Below are 17,463 nucleotides of genomic sequence, written 5' to 3'. Positions count from 1 at the left end.
AAGCATGGCCGCGAACGCCATCGACCAGACCCGGCGGATGCTCTCGCTGGTGACCTATCTGCGCGAGCGCCCCGGAGCACGCGTCGGGGACGTCGCACGGGCCTTCGGGATCACCGAGGACGAACTGATCTCCGACCTCGACGTGCTGCCCATGTGCGGGACCAGCTTCCGGGGCGGCGATCTGCTCGACATCGACACGGACGGCGACCGGATCTGGTGGCACAACCCGGACGATGTCGCGGAGCCGCTCCGGCTGGCCGCCGACGAGGCGACCGCGCTGCTGGTCGCGGCGCGCGCCGTCGCCACGCTTCCAGGGCTGCGCGAGGGCGACCGCGAGGCACTGCTGCGGGCCACCGCCAAGCTGGAGGCCGCGGCCGGCGAGGCGGCGGGCGCCAGCTCCCGGCTGTCGGTGACCTTCGAGTCCGAGGGCGGCGTCTTCGCCGACGTCGACCGCGCGATCTCCGAGCGTCGCAGGCTGTGGCTGCGCTACTACTCCCCGGCGCGCGACGAACTCACCGAGCGTGAGGTCGACCCGATCCGGCTGTTCGCCGTCGGCCACACGTACATGGAGGCCTGGTGCTACCTCTCCGAGGCGCGCCGGACCTTCCGGCTCGACCGGGTGGCCGAGATCCGGCTGCTCGACGAGCCGTCCGCGCCGCCCGAGATGGAGCTGCGCGACCTGTCCGAAGGCCTGGTGCAGCCGTCGGCCGAGGACCCGGAGGTCGTGGTCGAGGTCGGGCCCGGCGGCCGCTGGGTGGCCGAGTACTACCCGCACGACAGCGCGGAGGAGCAGCCCGACGGCGGTCTGCGGATCACCCTGCGCACCCCCGACCCCGCGTCGCTGCGGCGGCTCGCGCTGCGCCTGGGACGCGACGGCCGGATCGTCGCCCCGCAGGACCTGGCGGACAGCGCCCGGCGGGCGGCGCGTGAGGCGCTCGCCGCGTACGACGGCCAGGACTGACGACCGCGACCGAATGGAAACGATGAGGGACATGTCCGTGCTGCCCGGCGTTCCGGTGCCCAAGGTCCCGGTTCTGTTCAAGGCCGCCTGCCCCGACTGCCGGGCCCGCCTCGAGCTCGCGGCGGGCGCTCTGCGGCTCGCGATCGGCGCGAGCCGGCGGACCACGTTCTACTCGTTCACCTGTCCCGAGTGCGGGACGGCGGTGCGCAAGCCCGCGGGGGAGCGGATCATCGAGCTCCTCACGGGCGGCGGAGTGCGGACGCTGCGCCTCCACTCCACGGTCTGATCTCCCCCTCCGATCTCTCCCCGACCCCTAGGCTCTGCACCATGTTCTGGCCCATGCTCGCCATCGCCCTGGGATTCCTCGGCATCGCCGTCCTCGGCGTCCTCGGCATCCGCGTCTTCCTGGAGGCCCAGCGCCTCGGCCGCCAGGTGGCGGCGACGACGGAACGGATCAATCACGCGGCCGAGGACCTGGAGAAGGCGGCGATGAACCTGGCGCGGACGGGCGAGACGCTGAGGTAGCAGCGCGGTCTCCACCGGCGGCGCAAGGGGCGGTACGCTGCACGAATCGTTCCGGCAGCCGGGCCGCGGGCTGCAATGCCGAATCTGCACGGGCATTGCCCTGCGTTCACCGCTGCGGGTTACGATCGCTTGCAGCGCGGTGGTCGGACGTATGCCCGACGACCGGGCTGATGCACTTACTGTCGCCTCGGTGAAGAAGGTAAACAGCTATGGGTAGGCTCGGCCCCACCGAGATCATTCTCATCCTCGTCGTCATCATCCTGCTCTTCGGCGCCAAGAAGCTCCCCGACATGGCTCGTTCCCTGGGCAAGTCGGCGCGGATCCTCAAGAGCGAGGCCAAGGCGATGAAGTCGGACGACCAGAAGAGCGCCCCGGCCGACCCGCCGGTGCCCGGCTCCGCCCAGGACCAGACCACGTCCGCGCCCCGCACGATCCAGGCCGCGCCCGGTGATGTGACCAGCTCGCGTCCCGTGACCGAGCCGACGGACACCACCAAGCGCTGACCCAGGTCCGCCGCGGCCGCCGCTGGTCGGCGGCCTGCCGCACGAGATGAGGACGTGGGTTGCTCAAGTCTGCCCGCAAAGAGGAGAAGGACCCCGAGGGGCGGATGCCGCTCGGGGAACATCTGCGTGAGCTGAGGAACCGGCTCGCGAAGGGTCTGCTCGCCATCGTGGCGGTCACGATCGTGGCCCTCGTGTACAGCCAGGACCTGATGCAGTTCCTGACGAAGTCCGTGCCCACGTGCGGGCCGGGCGTCACCAGCGACGGCGGCAACTGCGCGATCGTCTCCTTCAACACGCTGATGGCGCCGTTCAGCACGACGATCCAGCTGAGCCTCACCACGGGTCTGGTCGTCGCGAGCCCGGTCTGGCTGTACCAGCTCTGGGCCTTCGTGGCGCCGGGCCTGCACAGGAACGAGAAGAAGTACACCTACGCCTTCGTCGGCGCGGCGGTACCCCTCTTCACCGCGGGTGCGTACCTCGCCTACCTCATCCTTCCCATCAGCGTGAAGGTGCTCATCAGCCTCACGCCGGAAGGGTCGGCGAACATCCTCTCGCTCGGCGACGTCCTCGACTTCACCCTGCGGATGGTGCTCGTCTTCGGGCTCGCCTTCGAGCTGCCCCTGGTGCTGGTGATGCTCAATCTCACCGGCCTGCTGACCGGCCGGCGCATGCTCGGGTGGTGGCGTGCCGTCATCATGGGCGTCTTCGTCTTCGGCGCCGTGATCACACCGACGACGGACCCCGTCGGCATGATCGCGCTCGCCGGGCCGATCACCGTCCTCTACTTCATGGCCGTGGGCTTCTCGCTCGTCAACGACATGCGGCGACGGCGCAGCAACCCGGACCGGGGCCTGGCCGACGACGAGGCGTCCGAGGTCGACCTGAGGCCCGAGCCGGTCTCGGCGGCCCTCGCGCTGCCCGAGCAGTCGAGCCCCGGGCGTGACCGTGTGAACGGATACGACGACGTCACGTGATCTCCCGGGCGGAGAACGCGCGGAGGGTGCCCGGCGGGAGCCGGGCACCCTCGCTGCTTTAAAGATCGAGCCCACTGTCGGAGGCGACGGGTAGGCTCGACAGCAAGATGACAGAGGACCTCTCACCAGCTGAGCGATACGCCGCTGCGCGGATCCGTGCCGCCGAGCAGGCCACCGCGCTCGCTCCCTTCCGCGACCTGTACGAGTTCGGTCTGGATCCCTTCCAGATCGAGGCCTGCGAGGCCCTGGAGGCCGGAAAGGGCGTGCTCGTCGCGGCCCCCACGGGCTCCGGCAAGACCATCGTGGGCGAGTTCGCCGTGCATCTCGCACTGGCCCAGGGACGCAAGTGTTTCTACACGACGCCCATCAAGGCGCTGTCCAACCAGAAGTACTCGGATCTGGTGAAGCGGTACGGCCCGGAGAAGGTCGGCCTCCTCACCGGGGACAACAGCGTCAACTCCGAAGCCCCCGTGGTCGTCATGACCACCGAGGTCCTGCGCAACATGCTGTACGCGGGCTCCCAGTCGCTGCGCGGCCTCGGCTATGTGGTCATGGACGAGGTGCACTACCTCTCGGACCGCTTCCGGGGCGCCGTCTGGGAGGAAGTGATCATCCACCTCCCCGACTCCGTGACGCTGGTGTCCCTCTCGGCCACCGTGTCCAATGCCGAGGAGTTCGGTGACTGGCTGGACACCGTCCGTGGCGACACCGAGGTGATCGTCTCCGAGTCCCGGCCCGTGCCCCTGTGGCAGCACGTCCTCGCCGGACGCCGGATGTACGACCTGTTCGAGGAGGAGACCGACCACGGTGGCCGGGGCGCCGCCCGCCGCGAGGTCAACCCCGACCTCGTCCGCATGGCCCGGATGGAGAACTCGCGGACCTACAACCCGCGCGAACGCCGCCGCGGCAAGATGGTCCGCGAGGCCGACCGGGAGCGTGAGCGCAGACAGCGCGGGCGCATCTGGACCCCCGGCAGGCCCGAGGTCATCGAGCGGCTGGACGCGGAAGGGCTGCTGCCCGCCATCACGTTCATCTTCAGCCGCGCCGGCTGCCAGGCCGCCGTCCAGCAGTGCATGTACGCGGGCCTCCGGCTCAACGACGAGGAGTCGCGCCAGAGGGTGCGGGAGATCGTCGAGCAGCGCACCGCCTCCATCCCCGGTGAGGATCTCCATGTCCTCGGCTACTACGAGTGGTTGGAGGGCCTGGAGCGGGGCATAGCCGCGCACCACGCCGGAATGCTCCCGACGTTCAAGGAAGTTGTCGAGGAACTCTTCGTCCGTGGCCTCGTCAAGGCCGTCTTCGCCACCGAGACCCTGGCGCTCGGCATCAACATGCCCGCAAGATCGGTCGTGCTGGAGAAGCTCGTCAAGTGGAACGGCGAGCAGCACGCCGACATCACCCCTGGCGAGTACACCCAGTTGACCGGCCGCGCCGGCCGGCGCGGCATCGACGTCGAGGGCCATGCCGTCGTGCTGTGGCAGCGCGGGATGGACCCGGGCGCACTCGCCGGACTCGCCGGCACGCGCACGTATCCGCTCCGCTCCAGCTTCAAGCCGTCGTACAACATGGCGGTGAACCTCGTGCACCAGTTCGGCCGGCACCGCTCGCGCGAGCTGCTCGAGACGTCGTTCGCGCAGTTCCAGGCGGACAGGTCGGTCGTGGGCATCTCACGCCAGGTGCAGCGCAACGAGGAAGGGCTCTCCGGCTACCGGGAGGGCATGACCTGCCACCTCGGCGACTTCGAGGAGTACGCACGGCTGCGGCGGGACCTGAAGGACCGTGAGACCGAACTGGCCAAGCAGGGCGCGGCGCAGCGCCGGGTGGCCGCCGCGGACTCGCTGGAGAAGCTCAAGCCGGGCGATGTCATCCACGTCCCCACCGGCAAGTTCGCCGGGCTGGCCCTGGTCCTCGACCCCGGCCTGCCGGCCGGCCGGTCCAACAGCCACCGCGGATACGAGTACCACGACGGTCCCCGCCCGCTCGTGCTGACCGCCGAGCGGCAGGTCAAGCGGCTCGCCTCGATGGACTTCCCGGTCCCTGTCGAGCCGCTGGAGCGGATGCGGATCCCCAAGTCCTTCAATCCGCGCTCGCCGCAGTCCCGCCGGGACCTCGCGTCCGCCCTGCGGACCAAGGCCGGGCACATCGTGCCCGACCGGCACCGCAGGCCGCGTGCCGAGGCCGCGGACGACCGGGAGATCGCCCGGCTGCGCAAGGAGATCCGCGCCCATCCCTGCCACGGCTGCGACGAGCGTGAGGACCACGCCCGCTGGGCCGAGCGCTACCACCGGCTCCAGCGCGACACCCGCCAGCTGGAGCGCCGCATCGAGGGCCGGACGAACACGATCGCCCGGACCTTCGACCGCATCGTCGCGCTGCTGACGGAGATGGACTACCTCCGCGAGGACGAGGTCACCCAGCACGGCAGGAGGCTGGCCAGGCTCTACGGCGAGCTGGACCTGCTGGCGAGCGAATGCCTGCGCGAACGGGTGTGGGAGGGGCTCAGCCCCGCCGAACTGGCCGCGTGTGTCTCGGCGTTGGTGTACGAGGCGCGCCAGGCCGATGACGCGGTGGCGCCCAAGGTGCCGCCGGGCAAGGCGAAGGCCGCGCTCGGCGAGATGGTGCGCATCTGGGGCCGGCTGGACGCGCTGGAGGAGGAGTTCCGCATCAACCAGGCCGAGGGAGTGGGACAGCGCGAGCCCGACCTCGGCTTCGCCTGGGCCGCGTACGAATGGGCCTCGGGCAAGGGTCTGGACGAGGTCCTGCGCGAGGCGGAGATGCCGGCCGGCGACTTCGTGCGCTGGTGCAAGCAGGTCATCGACGTACTGGGCCAGATCGCGGCCGCGGCACCCGTGGAGCAGTCGACCGTGACCCGCAACGCACGCAAGGCGGTCGAGGCACTGCTGCGCGGCGTGGTGGCGTACAGCTCGGTCGGCTGATCCCGGGATTCTCCGGAACGTGCGGTGGGGGGCCCCCCCCCCCCGGGGGGGGCCCCCCCCGGGGCCCGGGAGAGACGCCCCGCGGCGCCCCCCCCCCCCCCCCCCCGGCCCCCCCCCCCCCCCGGGCCCCCCCCCCCCCCCCCGGGGGTCGCGGCCGGGCGGCGGGGGGTGGGGGCGCCCCGCGGGGGGGGCTGCGCCGGGGTTTCCCCGGACCGGGGGGGGCGCCCCCCCGGGGGGGGGGCGGCGCACCGCGTAGGCGCAGTTCAGCGAGGCCCGGGCGGCCCACGCCTCCGCGACGGCGGACGCAGCACCGCGGATCGCCGGACCGCCGGTACGGGGTGAGCCGCCGGCTCGCCTAGCCGACCAGGGCCGTCGCCAGAGCCGCCAGGTCCTGGGTGCGCAGGACACGCGAGCCGTGCCCGGGCAGGGGGACGTGGAGGGCGCAGGTCCAGCGCTCCGGGATCGCGGCGGCGCCGTACACCGCGCCCGCCAGCGCTCCCGTGACCGCCGCGACCGTGTCCGTGTCGCCGCCCAGATCGATCGCGGCGCCGAGCGACTCCTCGAACGACGTCGTCGTCCGTAGCGTCCACAGCGCCGAGCCGAGGCACGGCCACACCGCGCCGTTGAACTCGGTCGCGTCGTCCGGGTGCCAACCGGGCGCCAGCGCGGTGGCCCAGCGCTCCCGATGGTCCTCGTGCACCTCGGCCAGAGCGTCCGGCACCGCATCGACCGGATCGCCCCCGTCAAGGGCGACCCGGATCAGTTCGTGGAGGACCGCCGTGCCCTCCCATGCGGCAGGGTCGCCGTGCGTCAGGGCGGCGATCCGCCGGGCCGCGGCCATCGTGACGTCGCGCCCGTCGCCCGCGAAGTACACCGCGGACGTCGCCGCACGCATCAGCGAACCGTTGCCCGCCGCACGGCCGTTGACCTGGAAGTGCAACGTGGCCGCCAGATCCCACGGCTCGCCGCCGCCGAGGACCTGCTCGGTCTGGAGACCGATGTCCTTCGGCCCTGCCGCGGCCCAGCGGCGGAAGCGCCCGAACATGTCCGCGGGTTCGAGTCCGCCCCGCTCCAGCAGGGATTCGCCGACGAGGACGGCCATCTGTGTGTCGTCGGTGGCCTCCCCGGGGTCCCAGCCGCCACCCCCGCACATCTCGCCCACGCCGTCCGGGAACTTGGCCGTGTACACGCCCGCGAGCCCGAACTCGAAGGGCGCGCCCAGCGCGTCGCCCACCGCGGAGCCGACCACCGCCCCGATCGCCCTGTCTGTCATGCGCATGGGCCCATCGTAGGTCCGCCTCGACTCACGGTACGTGCCGCCCACCGCTGGCTCCGGGAGGCGGCGCTGTGATCAATGCACCTACACCGCCGGGAAGTTCAGCAGCCCCAGGGGTGTGGTGGTCGGTTTCGTCGAGCCGCCCGCCGGCTCGACGGTGATGCCCATGCCCGTCGCCCCGTCCACCGGGCCGTCCATGAGCAGTGCCTCCGGCGCGCCGGACGACTCCAGCAGTCCGGCCGGGCGCATGGTGCCGTCGTCGGCGAACCACAGTTGGTAGACCTTGCCGCTGCCCGGTTCCGGCAGTCCGGAGGCCAGGAAGACGGCCTGGTCGCGGTCGCGGGAGACGGCCACCGTGCCGGTCGCTCCGTCGCCGAGCGATGTGCTCGTGGTGCGTACGTCGGTAGCGGTGAGCACGTCGGCGAGCGCCTCGGTCCGCTGCTGAGCCAGGGTGGTCGCCTTCCGTGCCTCGGCGGCGGCATCCTCGGCGGCGCGCTGCTGCCAGAACGCGACGCCCCCGAGCCCGGCGACCGCCGCGAGACAGGCGGCGAGGACGAAGCGGGGGAACCTGCGGCGCCCCGCCGGGCGGGCCCTGCGGACGGGGGTGCGGACATGCCCGTATCCCGCGGTCGTGTCCGGACCGGCGACCGTCGGAGGCTCCTGGCGCACCGTCGCGATCCGCGCCAGCACCTGGGACTTCATCGCGGGCATCGGGGGATCGGCGACGGCGAGGCCCAGTCGTGCCGCGGTGGCGCCGAGTTCCCGTACCTCCTGCTCGCAGGCCGGGCACGCGTCGAGGTGCCGCTCGAAGCGTGCGCGTTCCCGGTCGCCGAGCGCGTTCAGGGCGTACGCGCCGGTGAGCGTGTGCAGCTCGGCATCCCGCCCTGCGCCCTTCGCCGCCGCGCTCATGCGTTCACTCCCAGACAGTCGCGCAGACGGATCAGTCCGTCGCGCATACGGGTCTTCACGGTGCCCAGCGGCACCGACAGCAGTTCCGCCACCTCGCGGTAGGCGAGCCCGCGGTAGTAGGCGAGGGTCACCGACTGGCGCTGGAGCTCGGTCAGCGTGCGCAGACAGCGCCGTACCTGCTCCCGTTCGAGCCGGGCCTCGACCTGCTCGACGACATCGTCGAACGCCGGCGTCCCACCGAGCCGCGCGGCCTTCTGCTCCCGCTCCACCGCGGCCTGGGCGGAGCGTACCCGGTCCACGGCGCGACGGTGGGCGAGGGTGAGGGTCCAGGTCAGCGCGGAGCCACGGGAGGGCTGGTAGCGCGCGGCGGTGCGCCACAGCTCGACGAGCACCTCCTGGGTGACCTCCTCGGACTGCGCCGGATCGCGCAACACGCCGCGTACTACGCCGAGTACGGGACCCGAGACCGCGTCGTACACCCGGGAGAACGCCGCCTGGTCGCCGCGCGCCACCCGGACGAGCAACTCGTCGAGTCCCGGCCCCGCAGGTGGTGCCCCTGTGATGCGTATCGCTTCCTTCACCGCTCTCCCCTCGCCCGCGCTCACCTTCCATATACGGAACGGAAGCGCGTCCTGACTGCTGTCCGGCGGAAGTTTTTACCTGCGTGTTTCTCGCGTGGGCGGCTCGGGACGCGCGGCGACGGCATACGGGGCGGGACGGGGGTCGTCGGGGGAGGGCTCGCCGGAGGGAAACAGGGCCGCAGGCACGCAGGAGAGCCCGAGGACGGGCACCCTCCACACGGCCGGGCACGGGCGGCCCCACGTACAGCCGAGGACGCGCAGCCCTCACGTGCAGAGCCCTCAGGTGCGGCGGATCGCGGGCCGTTCGCCGGGCCGCGGACGAGAGCGGGCCGGTCGTCCCCTACGGGACAACCGGCGGGAGGTCACCCCCTTCCGGGGCGGTCACCCCTCCTGCTCCCGCTCCACCTCCGCGTTCCACTCGCGCTTGATCGCGCGCCAGGCCTCATCCGACTTGCCCAGCCGCCAGTAGCCCGAAATGGACAGCCGCGTCAGCGGAATGCCCCGCTCCAGGCGGAGGTACCGGCGCAGTTCCTTCACCGCTCCCGCCTCGCCGTGGACGAACGCGTGCACGTCGCCCGCGGGGAACTCCAGCTCGCGCACCGCCGCGATCAGCGGTTCGCCGAAGGGGCGGGCACCACGGTGGAGCCAGGTGACCGTGACTCCGTCCGGGGTGGTGATCTTCTGCTCCTCCTCGGGCCCGGAGATCTCGACGAAGGCGTGGACCACCGCGCCCACCGGCATCTGCTCCAGTGCCGCCGCGATCGCCGGGAGGGCGCTCTCGTCGCCCGCCAGCAGATGCCAGTCCGCCGCCGGGTCCGGCGCGTAACCGCCGCCGGGACCGAGCAGTCGTACGGTCTCGCCGGGCTGGACGCGGGCCGCCCACGGACCCGCGAGTCCCTCGTCGCCGTGGACGACGAAGTCGATCACCAGCTCGCGGTGCACCGGGTCCCACGAACGCACCGTGTAGGTGCGGTTGCTGGGCCACTGGTCGCGAGGGAGCTCCTCACGGATCCGGGTCATGTCGAACGGCTCGGGGTACGTCACTCCCGGCACCGGAAAGACGACCTTCACGTAGTGGTCGGTGAACCCCTCCGTGCCGAAGGACGCCAGCCCTTCGCCGCCCAGCACGAGGCGCACCATGTGCGGCGTGATCCGTTCCGTACGCAGCACCCGTGCCTCGTGGATCTGCGGTGCCTTTCGGGCGGGTGTCTCTGCCACGGCGGTCTCCCCTGCTGACTGTAGATGCTTAGGCTTGCCTAAGTTAACACCTCAGTCGCTGGAACTCGCGGCCGCCAGCTCCGTCCGCAACCGGGACACGGCACGGCCGAGGCCCCAGCGCAGAGCCAGCTCCTCCAGCCGGGCCGGGTCCCGCGGCTCCTTCGGCAGCGCCGGGTCGAAGTCCGGCACCGCCACGTCGCCGGCGACCCGCACCACCTTCGGCGCGACCGCCACATAGGCGCGCGACTCGTCCAGCCGCTTGCGCTGCGACGGAGTGAGCTTGGAGCCCGGGTCGTCCACGGCCGCCATGATCCCGGCCAGGTCCCCGTACGTGGCCAGCAGCTTCGCCGCCGTCTTCTCGCCGATGCCCGGGACCCCCGGGAGCCCGTCGCTCGGGTCTCCGCGCAGCAGGGCCAGATCCGCGTACCCCGGCCCGTCCACGCCGTACTTCTCGCGCAGCACCGCCTCGTCCGTGGTCTGCATCAGGCCGACGCCCTTCAGCGGATAGAGCACCCGGATCCCCCGGGCGTCGTCCACCAGCTGGTAGAGGTCGCGGTCGCCGGTGACGATGTCGACCGGGCCCGGTGCGCGGCCGGTGAGGGTGCCGATGATGTCGTCCGCCTCGTACCCCGCGACACCGACGCGGGCGATGCCGAACGCGTCCAGCACGTCCTCGATGACCGGGACCTGCGGTGACAGCGTGTCCGGGATCTCCTCCTCGTCCGGGCCCGTCTCGGTCTCCTCCGCCACCCGGTGCGCCTTGTACGAAGGGATCAGCTCCACCCGCCAGTGCGGCCGCCAGTCCGCGTCCATGCAGGCCACCAGGTCGTCCGGGCGATGGTCCTGGACCAGCCGGGTGATGAATTCGAGCAGCCCGCGCACCGCGTTGACCGGAGTGCCGTCGGGCGCGCGCACGGAGTCCGGGACCCCGTAGTACGCACGGAAGTAGAGGGAAGCGGTGTCGAGGAGCATCAGGCGTCGCGTCACAGTCCGAATGATGCCGCACCGCACCGACACCGGGCCCGACCCGACCGACACTCCTCGGCCTCACCGGCACCGGGCCCAGCCCACTGACACTCCTCGGCCCCACCGACACCGGGCCGACCTCACCGACACAGGGCCCGGCCGCGCGGAACGGTGCCTTCGTGGCCGCCCGGTGGCCCCCGCGTGAACTGGATCACTCTCGCGTTTGGCCCCGGAGCGCCGGGGCAGGCGCGTCGCCGGAGCGGAACCCGTTGCGCCTTCAACCGGATGCGACCCCGGGGAAGCGGGCCGAACCCGCCCGCTCCACGGCCCGCCGGCGGGGGATGCGGGCCGTTTTTCGGTTCAACGCGTGAGGTGTATGTGTCCAGGCTGCAAGCCGAGCACTTGTACAAGGTGTTCGGCCGACGACCCGATGAGGCGGTAGGCAGGCTCGAAAGCGGCGCCGACCGCGACGAGCTCCGCGCCGACGGAACGACTGCAGCGGTGATCGACGCCTCGTTCGCCGTCGAACCGGGTCAGATCTTCGTCGTCATGGGTCTTTCGGGATCCGGGAAGTCCACGCTGCTGCGCATGCTCAACGGGCTGCTGGAGCCGACCGCCGGACGCGTCCTCTTCGACGGCCAGGACCTGACCGCCCTCAGCGCGCGCGAGCTTCGCACCGTACGCTCCACCAAGATCAGCATGGTGTTCCAGCACTTCGCGCTCTTCCCCCACCGCAGCGTCCTGGAGAACGCCGGCTACGGCCTGGAGGTCCAGGGTGTCGCGCGCGCCGAGCGTGAGCGCCGCGCCGCCGAGGCCCTGGAGCTGGCCGGCCTGGGCGGCTGGGAGAAGTCCTGGCCGGACGAGCTCTCGGGCGGTATGCAGCAGCGTGTCGGCCTCGCCCGTGCGCTCGCCACCGACGCCGACCTGCTGCTGATGGACGAGTCCTTCAGCGCCCTCGACCCGCTGATCCGCCGCGACATGCAGGACCAGCTGCTCGAACTGCAGAAGCGGCTGAAGAAGACGATCGTCTTCATCACGCACGACCTCAACGAGGCCATGCGCCTCGGGGACCGCATCGCGGTGATGCGTGACGGCCGGATCGTGCAGCTCGGCACCGCCGAGGACATCCTGGTCCGTCCCGCCAACGACTACGTGACCTCGTTCATCCAGGACGTGGACCGCTCCCGGGTGCTGACGGCCTCCGCCGTGATGACCGATCCGCAGCGCCCCGAGGCGGCCGACTGCGGCTGTGAGACCGTCACCACCGACACCCTGGTCGCGGACCTGTGCGCCGTCAGCGCGCGCGTCCCGCACCCCGTGGCGGTGCGGAACGCCGAGGGCGAGGTCGTCGGTGTCGTACCGCAGTCCCGGCTGATCGGCTTCGTCGGTGACGAGGCGGGCGAACCCGTGCCCTGCGACAACCCGGTCCGCCGGCTGCCGAAGCAGGTGAGCGCCAGTGCCTAGGCTGCACCTGGGCGACTGGGTCGACAGCGGTGTCGACTGGCTCCAGTCCCATCTGTCCTGGCTGTTCGACGCCATCAGCTCCCTCGTCACCGGGATGTACGACGGTATCGACGCGGTGCTGTCCGCGCCGGAACCGCTGCTCTTCGCGGGCATCCTCGCGGTCGTCGCCTGGTGGCTGCGCGGACTCCTCGCCGGCGGACTCGCGTTCGCCGGCTTCGCCCTGGTCGACTCCATCGAGCTGTGGGACGACGCCATGTCGACCCTCTCGCTGGTGCTCGTCGCCACGATCGTCACGCTGGTGATCGCGATCCCGCTCGGCATCTGGGCGTCCCGTTCCAGGACCGTCAGCGCCGTGACCCGCCCGGTCCTGGACTTCATGCAGACCATGCCGGCCATGGTCTATCTGATCCCCGGCATCATCTTCTTCGGCGTCGGCGTGGTGCCCGGCATCATCGCCACCATCGTCTTCGCCCTGCCGCCCGGCGTGCGGATGACCGAACTCGGTATCCGCCAGGTCGACAAGGAGCTGGTGGAGGCCGCCGAGGCGTTCGGTACGACGCCGCGCAACACGCTGGTCCGGGTGCAGCTGCCGCTCGCCCTGCCCACGATCATGGCCGGTATCAACCAGGTGATCATGCTGGGTCTGTCCATGGTGGTCATCGCCGGCATGGTCGGCGGCGGCGGTCTCGGCGGCGCCGTCTACCGCGCCATCGGCAATGTCGACATCGGTCTCGGCTTCGAGGCCGGTATCTCCATCGTCATCCTCGCCATGTACCTGGACCGGATGACCGGTGCGCTGGGCCGCCAGGTCTCGCCGCTCGGCCGTCGGGCCCTCGCCAGGGCGAAGGCCGTGACCGGTGGCCTGAAGATCTGGAACCACCGCCCCCAGCCCGTCGTCGCCGTCGTCGGCGTTGTCGTCCTCGCGCTCGTCGCGGGCGGTATGGGCCTCTTCGGCGGCCCCAAGTCCGCCGACGCCTCGGACGCCACGAACGTGGGCCAGGGCAAGAAGGTCTCCCTCGGCTACATCCCGTGGGACGAGGGCATCGCCTCGACCTTCCTCTGGAAGGAGATGCTGGAGCAGCGCGGCTTCGAGGTCGACGCCAAGCAGCTGGAGGCCGGATCGCTCTACACCGGTCTCGCCGGCGGTCAGATCGACTTCCAGACCGACTCCTGGCTGCCCGTCACCCACGCCCAGTACTGGGACAAGTACCAGGACAAGCTCGAGGACATGGGTTCCTGGTACGGTCCCACCTCCCTGGAGCTGTCCGTGCCCTCGTACGTGAAGGGCGTCGACTCCCTCGACGACCTCAAGGGCAAGGCGGACCGGTTCAAGGGCCGGATCGTCGGCATCGAGCCGAGCGCGGGAATGATGGGCATCCTCAAGGACAAGGTCCTCAAGGAGTACGGCCTGGAGGGCGAGTTCGAGGTCGTCGACGGCTCCACGCCCGGCATGCTCGCCGAGCTGAAGCGGGCGTACGACAAGAAGGAGCCCATCGTCACCACCCTGTGGTCGCCGCACTGGGCGTACAGCGCGTACGACCTGAAGAAGCTCAAGGACCCGAAGGGCACCTGGGGCAAGGGCGACGGCATCCACACCCTGGCCCGCAAGGGGTTCTCCGAGGAGAACCCGCAGGTCGGCAAGTGGCTGAAGACCTTCAAGATGACGGAGGAGCAGCTCACCGGTCTGGAGGCGAAGATCCAGGAGACCGGCAAGGGCAAGGAGCAGGACGCCGTCCGCGCGTGGCTCGAGGAGAACCCGGGCCTCGCCGACAAGTGGACCCCGGTCGCCAAGGCCGGCAAGCCGGCCAAAGGAGGCGAGGACGAGCGCGAGCGCGCCCTGAACGTCGCCTGGTTCCCGTGGGAGGAGGACATCGCCGCCACCTATCTGTGGAAGGCGGTCCTCGAGGAGCGCGGGTACACGATGAACCTCAAGCAGTTCGAGGTCGGCCCGATGTACACGGCGCTGTCCCGCGGGCAGATCGACGTCCAGTTCGACGGCTGGCTGCCGAGCACCCAGAAGAAGTACTGGGACAAGTACGGTGACAAGCTCACCGACATCGGCTCCTGGTACGGGCCGACGTCCCTGGAGATCGCGGTCCCCTCCTACGTCGAGGGCGTGGATTCGCTGGAGGACCTCAAGGGCCGCGGCGGCGAGTTCAAGGGCCGCGTCGTCGGCATCGAACCCGGCACCGAGACCATGAACATCCTGAAGAACGACGTCCTGCCCGGCTACGGGCTGGACAAGGAGTTCGAGGTCGTCGACAGCTCCACGCCCGGCATGCTCGCCGAGCTGAAGCGGGCGTACGCGAAGAAGGAGCCGATCGCGGTCATGCTGTGGACCCCGCACTGGGCCTACAGCGAGTACGGGCTGACCAAGCTGAAGGACCCGAAGAAGCTCTTCGGCGAGGGCGACCGCATCCACACCGTCGCGAGCAAGGCGTTCCCGGAGCAGTACCCGCAGCTCACGAAGTGGCTCAAGGACTTCCGGCTGAGCGAGCAGCAGCTCGCCGGTCTGGAGAACGAGATCCAGAAGCGCGGCACCGGCCACGAGGAAGAGGCCGTCAAGGCCTGGATGGCGAAGAACCCCGGCATCGTGGACCGGCTGGCACCGCAGTAGACCATATGAATCCCCCCACCGGTGAGGGCCCTGTCACACTCCGTGGCAGGGCCCTTGTCGTTACTCCAGTGACAACAGTGGGTTGCCGTGCCGGGAACGTGCGTAAGGTACAGAGTGGAGGGAGGGACATCAGGTCATGGGAGACAAGGAAACACTCCGCGTCGGCTCCGCCGTCCGCCGACGGCGCAGGGCCCTGGATCTGACGCTCGCCGCCGTCGCAGAGCGCAGCGGCCTTTCCGTGCCCTTCCTCAGCCAGATCGAGAACGAGCGGGCGCGCCCCAGCATGCGCTCGCTCCAGCGTGTCGCCGAGGCCCTGGAGACCACCGGTGCCGAGCTGCTGGCCGCCGCGGACTCCGCCCGGGTCGTCGACGTCGTCCGCGCGGAGGAGGACACCCTCGCCGCCGGACCGGGCGTGCGCCACCTGGTGCGCGGCCACCACCAGCTCCACGGCGTGGAGCTGACCGGCGAGCAGGACGCCGGAGGAGAGTGCCAGCACCGCAACGACGAGCTGATGTACGTCGTGGACGGCGCCGTGGAGGTCGAGGCCGAGGGCCGGGCGTACCGGCTGGAGAAGGGCGACAGTCTGTTCCTCTCCGGCGGGGTGCTCCACCGCTGGCGTGCCACCCGGCCCGGCACGCGTCTCGTCGTCGTCGCCGTCGCCGACCACATCGAGGCCACCGGGCTGTGACTCGCGTCGTCTCACTGGTGCCCTCGCTCACCGAGGCCGTCGCCGTCAGCGCCCCCGGGCTGCTTGCCGGGGTCACCGACTGGTGCAGCCGGCCCGCCGACACCGGTGCGACCAGGATCGGCGGCACCAAGAACCCCGACGTGGAGGCGATCGTCGCACTCCGGCCGGACCTCGTCGTCGCCAACGAGGAGGAGAACCGGGCCCCCGACCTCGACGCGCTGCGCGCCGCCGGCCTCGAAGTCCTCGTCACCGAGGTACGGACCCTGCCGCAGGCCTTCACCGAGCTGGAACGGGTCCTGCGGGCCTGCGGTGTGCCCCGGCCGCGCTGGCTCGACGACGCAGAGGCCGCCTGGGCCGCGGTCGAGCGGGCCGAGCCACGGCGCGCCGTGGTGCCCGTCTGGCGGCGGCCCTGGATGGTCCTCGGCCGTGACACGTTCGCCGGCGACCTGCTGGCCCGCCTCGGAGTCGACAACGTCTACGCGGGCCACCCCGACCGCTATCCGCGGATCCCGCTCGACGAGCTGAACGCGGCCGGCGCCGATCTCGTCGTCCTGCCCGACGAGCCCTACCGCTTCACCACGGACGACGGCCCCGAGGCGTTCCCCACGCTGCCCGCCGCGCTCGTCGACGGGCGCATGCTCACCTGGTACGGGCCGTCGCTGGCAGCGGCGCCGACGGCGCTGCGAGCAGCGCTCCGCTGACCAGCCCCCGCAGCGTCCGGGCCCCCGTCACCGCCCACGCCGCCAGCAGGAACACATACAGCGCGACCGCCGTCCACTCCAGGGCGGCCAGACCGGTGTGGGCGGCGAGGCTCGCGGCACCGGTGACACAGGTGCCGACGGGGAAGGTGAACGCCCACCACGTCATCGCGAACGGCATGCCCCGCCGGACCGCTCGCAGCACCATGGCCCCGGCCAGCGCCAGCCACAGCAGCGCGAAGCCCATCACCGGCACCCCGTAGACCACCGCGAAGGCCCCGAGCCCGGCCGCGTACGGCGACCCGATCGCGGACGGCGCCACGTCCGCCAGGCTGTTCACCGCGGTCGTCGACTGGCCGAGCGGGCCGAGGACCAGGAACAGCGAAGGCGTCAGGGCGAGCGGCAGCGGCCCGTGGTGCACGAGCCGTGCGAACACCAGCGGCAGCATCAGCAGCACCGCCAGCAGGCTCAGCCCGAACAGGGCGTAGCAGCCCAGCAGCAGCGCCTCGCGCCACTGCCCGGCGGGCAGGTGCGGTACCAGTCGCGGACCCAGCGTCGCCGCCACCATCGGGGCCACCACCGGCAGCAGCCACACCGGGGAGGCGCCGCCCGGGGCGACCCTGTGACGCGTGATCATCAGATACGGGATCGCCACCGCGACGACCAGCCCGACGAGCGTGCCGGCGCCGAACAGCGCCGCGCCGGCCACCACCGCGTCCCGCTCGCCGATCACACCGGGACCGACGGAGAACGTGCCGATGCCGACCGCGAGCAGCGCCATCGACAGACAGCCGTAGAAGGGGGCGACCGCCGGGTCCAGGAGATCGGCGCGGGCGCGGTCGCGATGGTGGAGCCAGTGCCCGGCGCGGGCCACCAGCAGCGCCGCCAGCATCAGCGCGGACAGCACCCACACGGCCTCGTACGCGTCCCGGAGTCCCGGCAGCCGCACGGGCAGCGCGGCGCCCGCGTTCGCGACGATGGCCGTGCCCATCACGGCCGCGTACCAGTTCGGTCCGAGATTGCGGAGTGAGCGCAGCGGCACGGCTGCGGTGGCACGGGGCTGGGCGACGGTGACCATGGGGCCACTGTCCGCCCCGGAAAGTGCTCCCACCAGCCATCTCGATCCTATGAGCCCATAAGCTTGATT

At 71.4% G+C, this 17,463-nt stretch carries 16 protein-coding genes; 10 read left to right on the top strand and 6 right to left on the bottom strand.

The window, feature by feature from the left end; translation table 11 throughout:
* Positions 1-4 precede the first annotated feature (4 nt).
* The 6 genes from ACIQMR_RS09050 (at position 5) to ACIQMR_RS09025 (ending at position 5,899) form a co-directional block, all read left to right on the top strand.
* Positions 5-961, top strand: a complete 957-nt coding sequence (locus ACIQMR_RS09050) for a helix-turn-helix transcriptional regulator (RefSeq protein ID WP_401384621.1) — start codon at positions 5-7, stop codon at positions 959-961.
* 22 nt (positions 962-983) lie between these two features.
* Entirely contained in the window at positions 984-1,247 is a 264-nt protein-coding gene (locus ACIQMR_RS09045; protein ID WP_401384620.1) for a hypothetical protein, read from the top strand.
* A gap of 41 nt (positions 1,248-1,288) precedes the next feature.
* Positions 1,289-1,486 (top strand): hypothetical protein, encoded by a 198-nt coding sequence (locus ACIQMR_RS09040; RefSeq protein WP_401384617.1) that lies wholly within the window; start codon positions 1,289-1,291, stop codon positions 1,484-1,486.
* 209 nt (positions 1,487-1,695) lie between these two features.
* On the top strand, positions 1,696-1,989 hold the full coding sequence (tatA, locus tag ACIQMR_RS09035; RefSeq protein ID WP_266375588.1) for a Sec-independent protein translocase subunit TatA: 294 nt from the start codon (positions 1,696-1,698) through the stop codon (positions 1,987-1,989).
* Positions 1,990-2,093: 104 nt separating this feature from the next.
* Positions 2,094-2,963 carry a twin-arginine translocase subunit TatC gene (gene tatC, locus ACIQMR_RS09030; protein ID WP_401384922.1) on the top strand — a complete coding sequence of 290 codons (870 nt, stop codon included), beginning with the start codon at positions 2,094-2,096 and terminating at the stop codon, positions 2,961-2,963.
* 107 nt (positions 2,964-3,070) lie between these two features.
* Entirely contained in the window at positions 3,071-5,899 is a 2,829-nt protein-coding gene (locus ACIQMR_RS09025; RefSeq protein ID WP_401384615.1) for a DEAD/DEAH box helicase, read from the top strand.
* Positions 5,900-6,254: 355 nt separating this feature from the next.
* Here ACIQMR_RS09025 and ACIQMR_RS09020 read toward each other — a convergent pair whose 3' ends face one another.
* From ACIQMR_RS09020 to ACIQMR_RS09000, 5 genes are all read right to left on the bottom strand, one after another.
* Positions 6,255-7,178: an ADP-ribosylglycohydrolase family protein gene (locus ACIQMR_RS09020; RefSeq protein ID WP_401384613.1), complete on the bottom strand. Its 924-nt coding sequence runs from the start codon at positions 7,176-7,178 to the stop codon at positions 6,255-6,257.
* Positions 7,179-7,259: 81 nt separating this feature from the next.
* Positions 7,260-8,084: an anti-sigma factor domain-containing protein gene (locus ACIQMR_RS09015; RefSeq protein WP_401384611.1), complete on the bottom strand. Its 825-nt coding sequence runs from the start codon at positions 8,082-8,084 to the stop codon at positions 7,260-7,262.
* Complete coding sequence (locus ACIQMR_RS09010; RefSeq protein ID WP_266375605.1) at positions 8,081-8,665, bottom strand: sigma-70 family RNA polymerase sigma factor; 585 nt, start codon at positions 8,663-8,665, stop codon at positions 8,081-8,083. Before ACIQMR_RS09010 ends, ACIQMR_RS09015 begins: the two co-directional genes overlap by 4 nt.
* A gap of 381 nt (positions 8,666-9,046) precedes the next feature.
* Positions 9,047-9,883, bottom strand: a complete 837-nt coding sequence (locus ACIQMR_RS09005) for a siderophore-interacting protein (protein ID WP_401384608.1) — start codon at positions 9,881-9,883, stop codon at positions 9,047-9,049.
* Between the two features lie 51 nt (positions 9,884-9,934).
* Entirely contained in the window at positions 9,935-10,855 is a 921-nt protein-coding gene (locus ACIQMR_RS09000) for a 5'-3' exonuclease H3TH domain-containing protein (RefSeq protein ID WP_401384921.1), read from the bottom strand.
* A gap of 372 nt (positions 10,856-11,227) precedes the next feature.
* Between ACIQMR_RS09000 and ACIQMR_RS08995 the strand changes: the two genes are divergently transcribed.
* From ACIQMR_RS08995 to ACIQMR_RS08980, 4 genes are all read left to right on the top strand, one after another.
* Positions 11,228-12,313 (top strand): glycine betaine/L-proline ABC transporter ATP-binding protein, encoded by a 1,086-nt coding sequence (locus tag ACIQMR_RS08995; protein WP_401384606.1) that lies wholly within the window; start codon positions 11,228-11,230, stop codon positions 12,311-12,313.
* Positions 12,306-14,930: an ABC transporter permease/substrate binding protein gene (locus ACIQMR_RS08990; RefSeq protein WP_401384603.1), complete on the top strand. Its 2,625-nt coding sequence runs from the start codon at positions 12,306-12,308 to the stop codon at positions 14,928-14,930. The genes ACIQMR_RS08995 and ACIQMR_RS08990 overlap by 8 nt, the downstream gene beginning before the upstream one ends.
* Before the next feature lie 136 nt (positions 14,931-15,066).
* Positions 15,067-15,618: a helix-turn-helix domain-containing protein gene (locus ACIQMR_RS08985; RefSeq protein ID WP_401384601.1), complete on the top strand. Its 552-nt coding sequence runs from the start codon at positions 15,067-15,069 to the stop codon at positions 15,616-15,618.
* Positions 15,615-16,319 (top strand): helical backbone metal receptor, encoded by a 705-nt coding sequence (locus ACIQMR_RS08980; RefSeq protein ID WP_401384598.1) that lies wholly within the window; start codon positions 15,615-15,617, stop codon positions 16,317-16,319. The genes ACIQMR_RS08985 and ACIQMR_RS08980 overlap by 4 nt, the downstream gene beginning before the upstream one ends.
* Here the strand turns inward: ACIQMR_RS08980 and ACIQMR_RS08975 are convergent.
* Entirely contained in the window at positions 16,258-17,394 is a 1,137-nt protein-coding gene (locus ACIQMR_RS08975; protein ID WP_401384595.1) for a TDT family transporter, read from the bottom strand. The two genes, ACIQMR_RS08980 and ACIQMR_RS08975, sit on opposite strands and share 62 nt — an antisense overlap.
* Positions 17,395-17,463 lie beyond the last annotated feature (69 nt).

It is taken from the genome of Streptomyces sp. NPDC091376 (genome assembly GCF_044757085.1).
Lineage (GTDB): Bacteria > Actinomycetota > Actinomycetes > Streptomycetales > Streptomycetaceae > Streptomyces > Streptomyces pratisoli.
Note: the sequence above shows the minus strand (reverse complement) of the source record. Positions and strands in the feature narration are given on the sequence as shown.

What these genes read in the sequence shown, in the direction of transcription:
- ACIQMR_RS09020 (WP_401384613.1), bottom strand. Translation starts at nt 7,178, where the DNA reads ATGCGCATGACAGACAGGGCGATCGGGGCGGTGGTCGGCTCCGCGGTG.
- ACIQMR_RS08985 (WP_401384601.1), top strand. Translation starts at nt 15,067, where the DNA reads ATGGGAGACAAGGAAACACTCCGCGTCGGCTCCGCCGTCCGCCGACGG.
- ACIQMR_RS09015 (WP_401384611.1), bottom strand. Translation starts at nt 8,084, where the DNA reads ATGAGCGCGGCGGCGAAGGGCGCAGGGCGGGATGCCGAGCTGCACACG.
- tatA (WP_266375588.1), top strand. Translation starts at nt 1,696, where the DNA reads ATGGGTAGGCTCGGCCCCACCGAGATCATTCTCATCCTCGTCGTCATC.
- ACIQMR_RS09050 (WP_401384621.1), top strand. Translation starts at nt 5, where the DNA reads ATGGCCGCGAACGCCATCGACCAGACCCGGCGGATGCTCTCGCTGGTG.
- ACIQMR_RS09040 (WP_401384617.1), top strand. Translation starts at nt 1,289, where the DNA reads ATGTTCTGGCCCATGCTCGCCATCGCCCTGGGATTCCTCGGCATCGCC.
- tatC (WP_401384922.1), top strand. Translation starts at nt 2,094, where the DNA reads ATGCCGCTCGGGGAACATCTGCGTGAGCTGAGGAACCGGCTCGCGAAG.
- ACIQMR_RS09000 (WP_401384921.1), bottom strand. Translation starts at nt 10,855, where the DNA reads ATGCTCCTCGACACCGCTTCCCTCTACTTCCGTGCGTACTACGGGGTC.
- ACIQMR_RS09025 (WP_401384615.1), top strand. Translation starts at nt 3,071, where the DNA reads ATGACAGAGGACCTCTCACCAGCTGAGCGATACGCCGCTGCGCGGATC.
- ACIQMR_RS09045 (WP_401384620.1), top strand. Translation starts at nt 984, where the DNA reads ATGAGGGACATGTCCGTGCTGCCCGGCGTTCCGGTGCCCAAGGTCCCG.
- ACIQMR_RS08975 (WP_401384595.1), bottom strand. Translation starts at nt 17,394, where the DNA reads ATGGTCACCGTCGCCCAGCCCCGTGCCACCGCAGCCGTGCCGCTGCGC.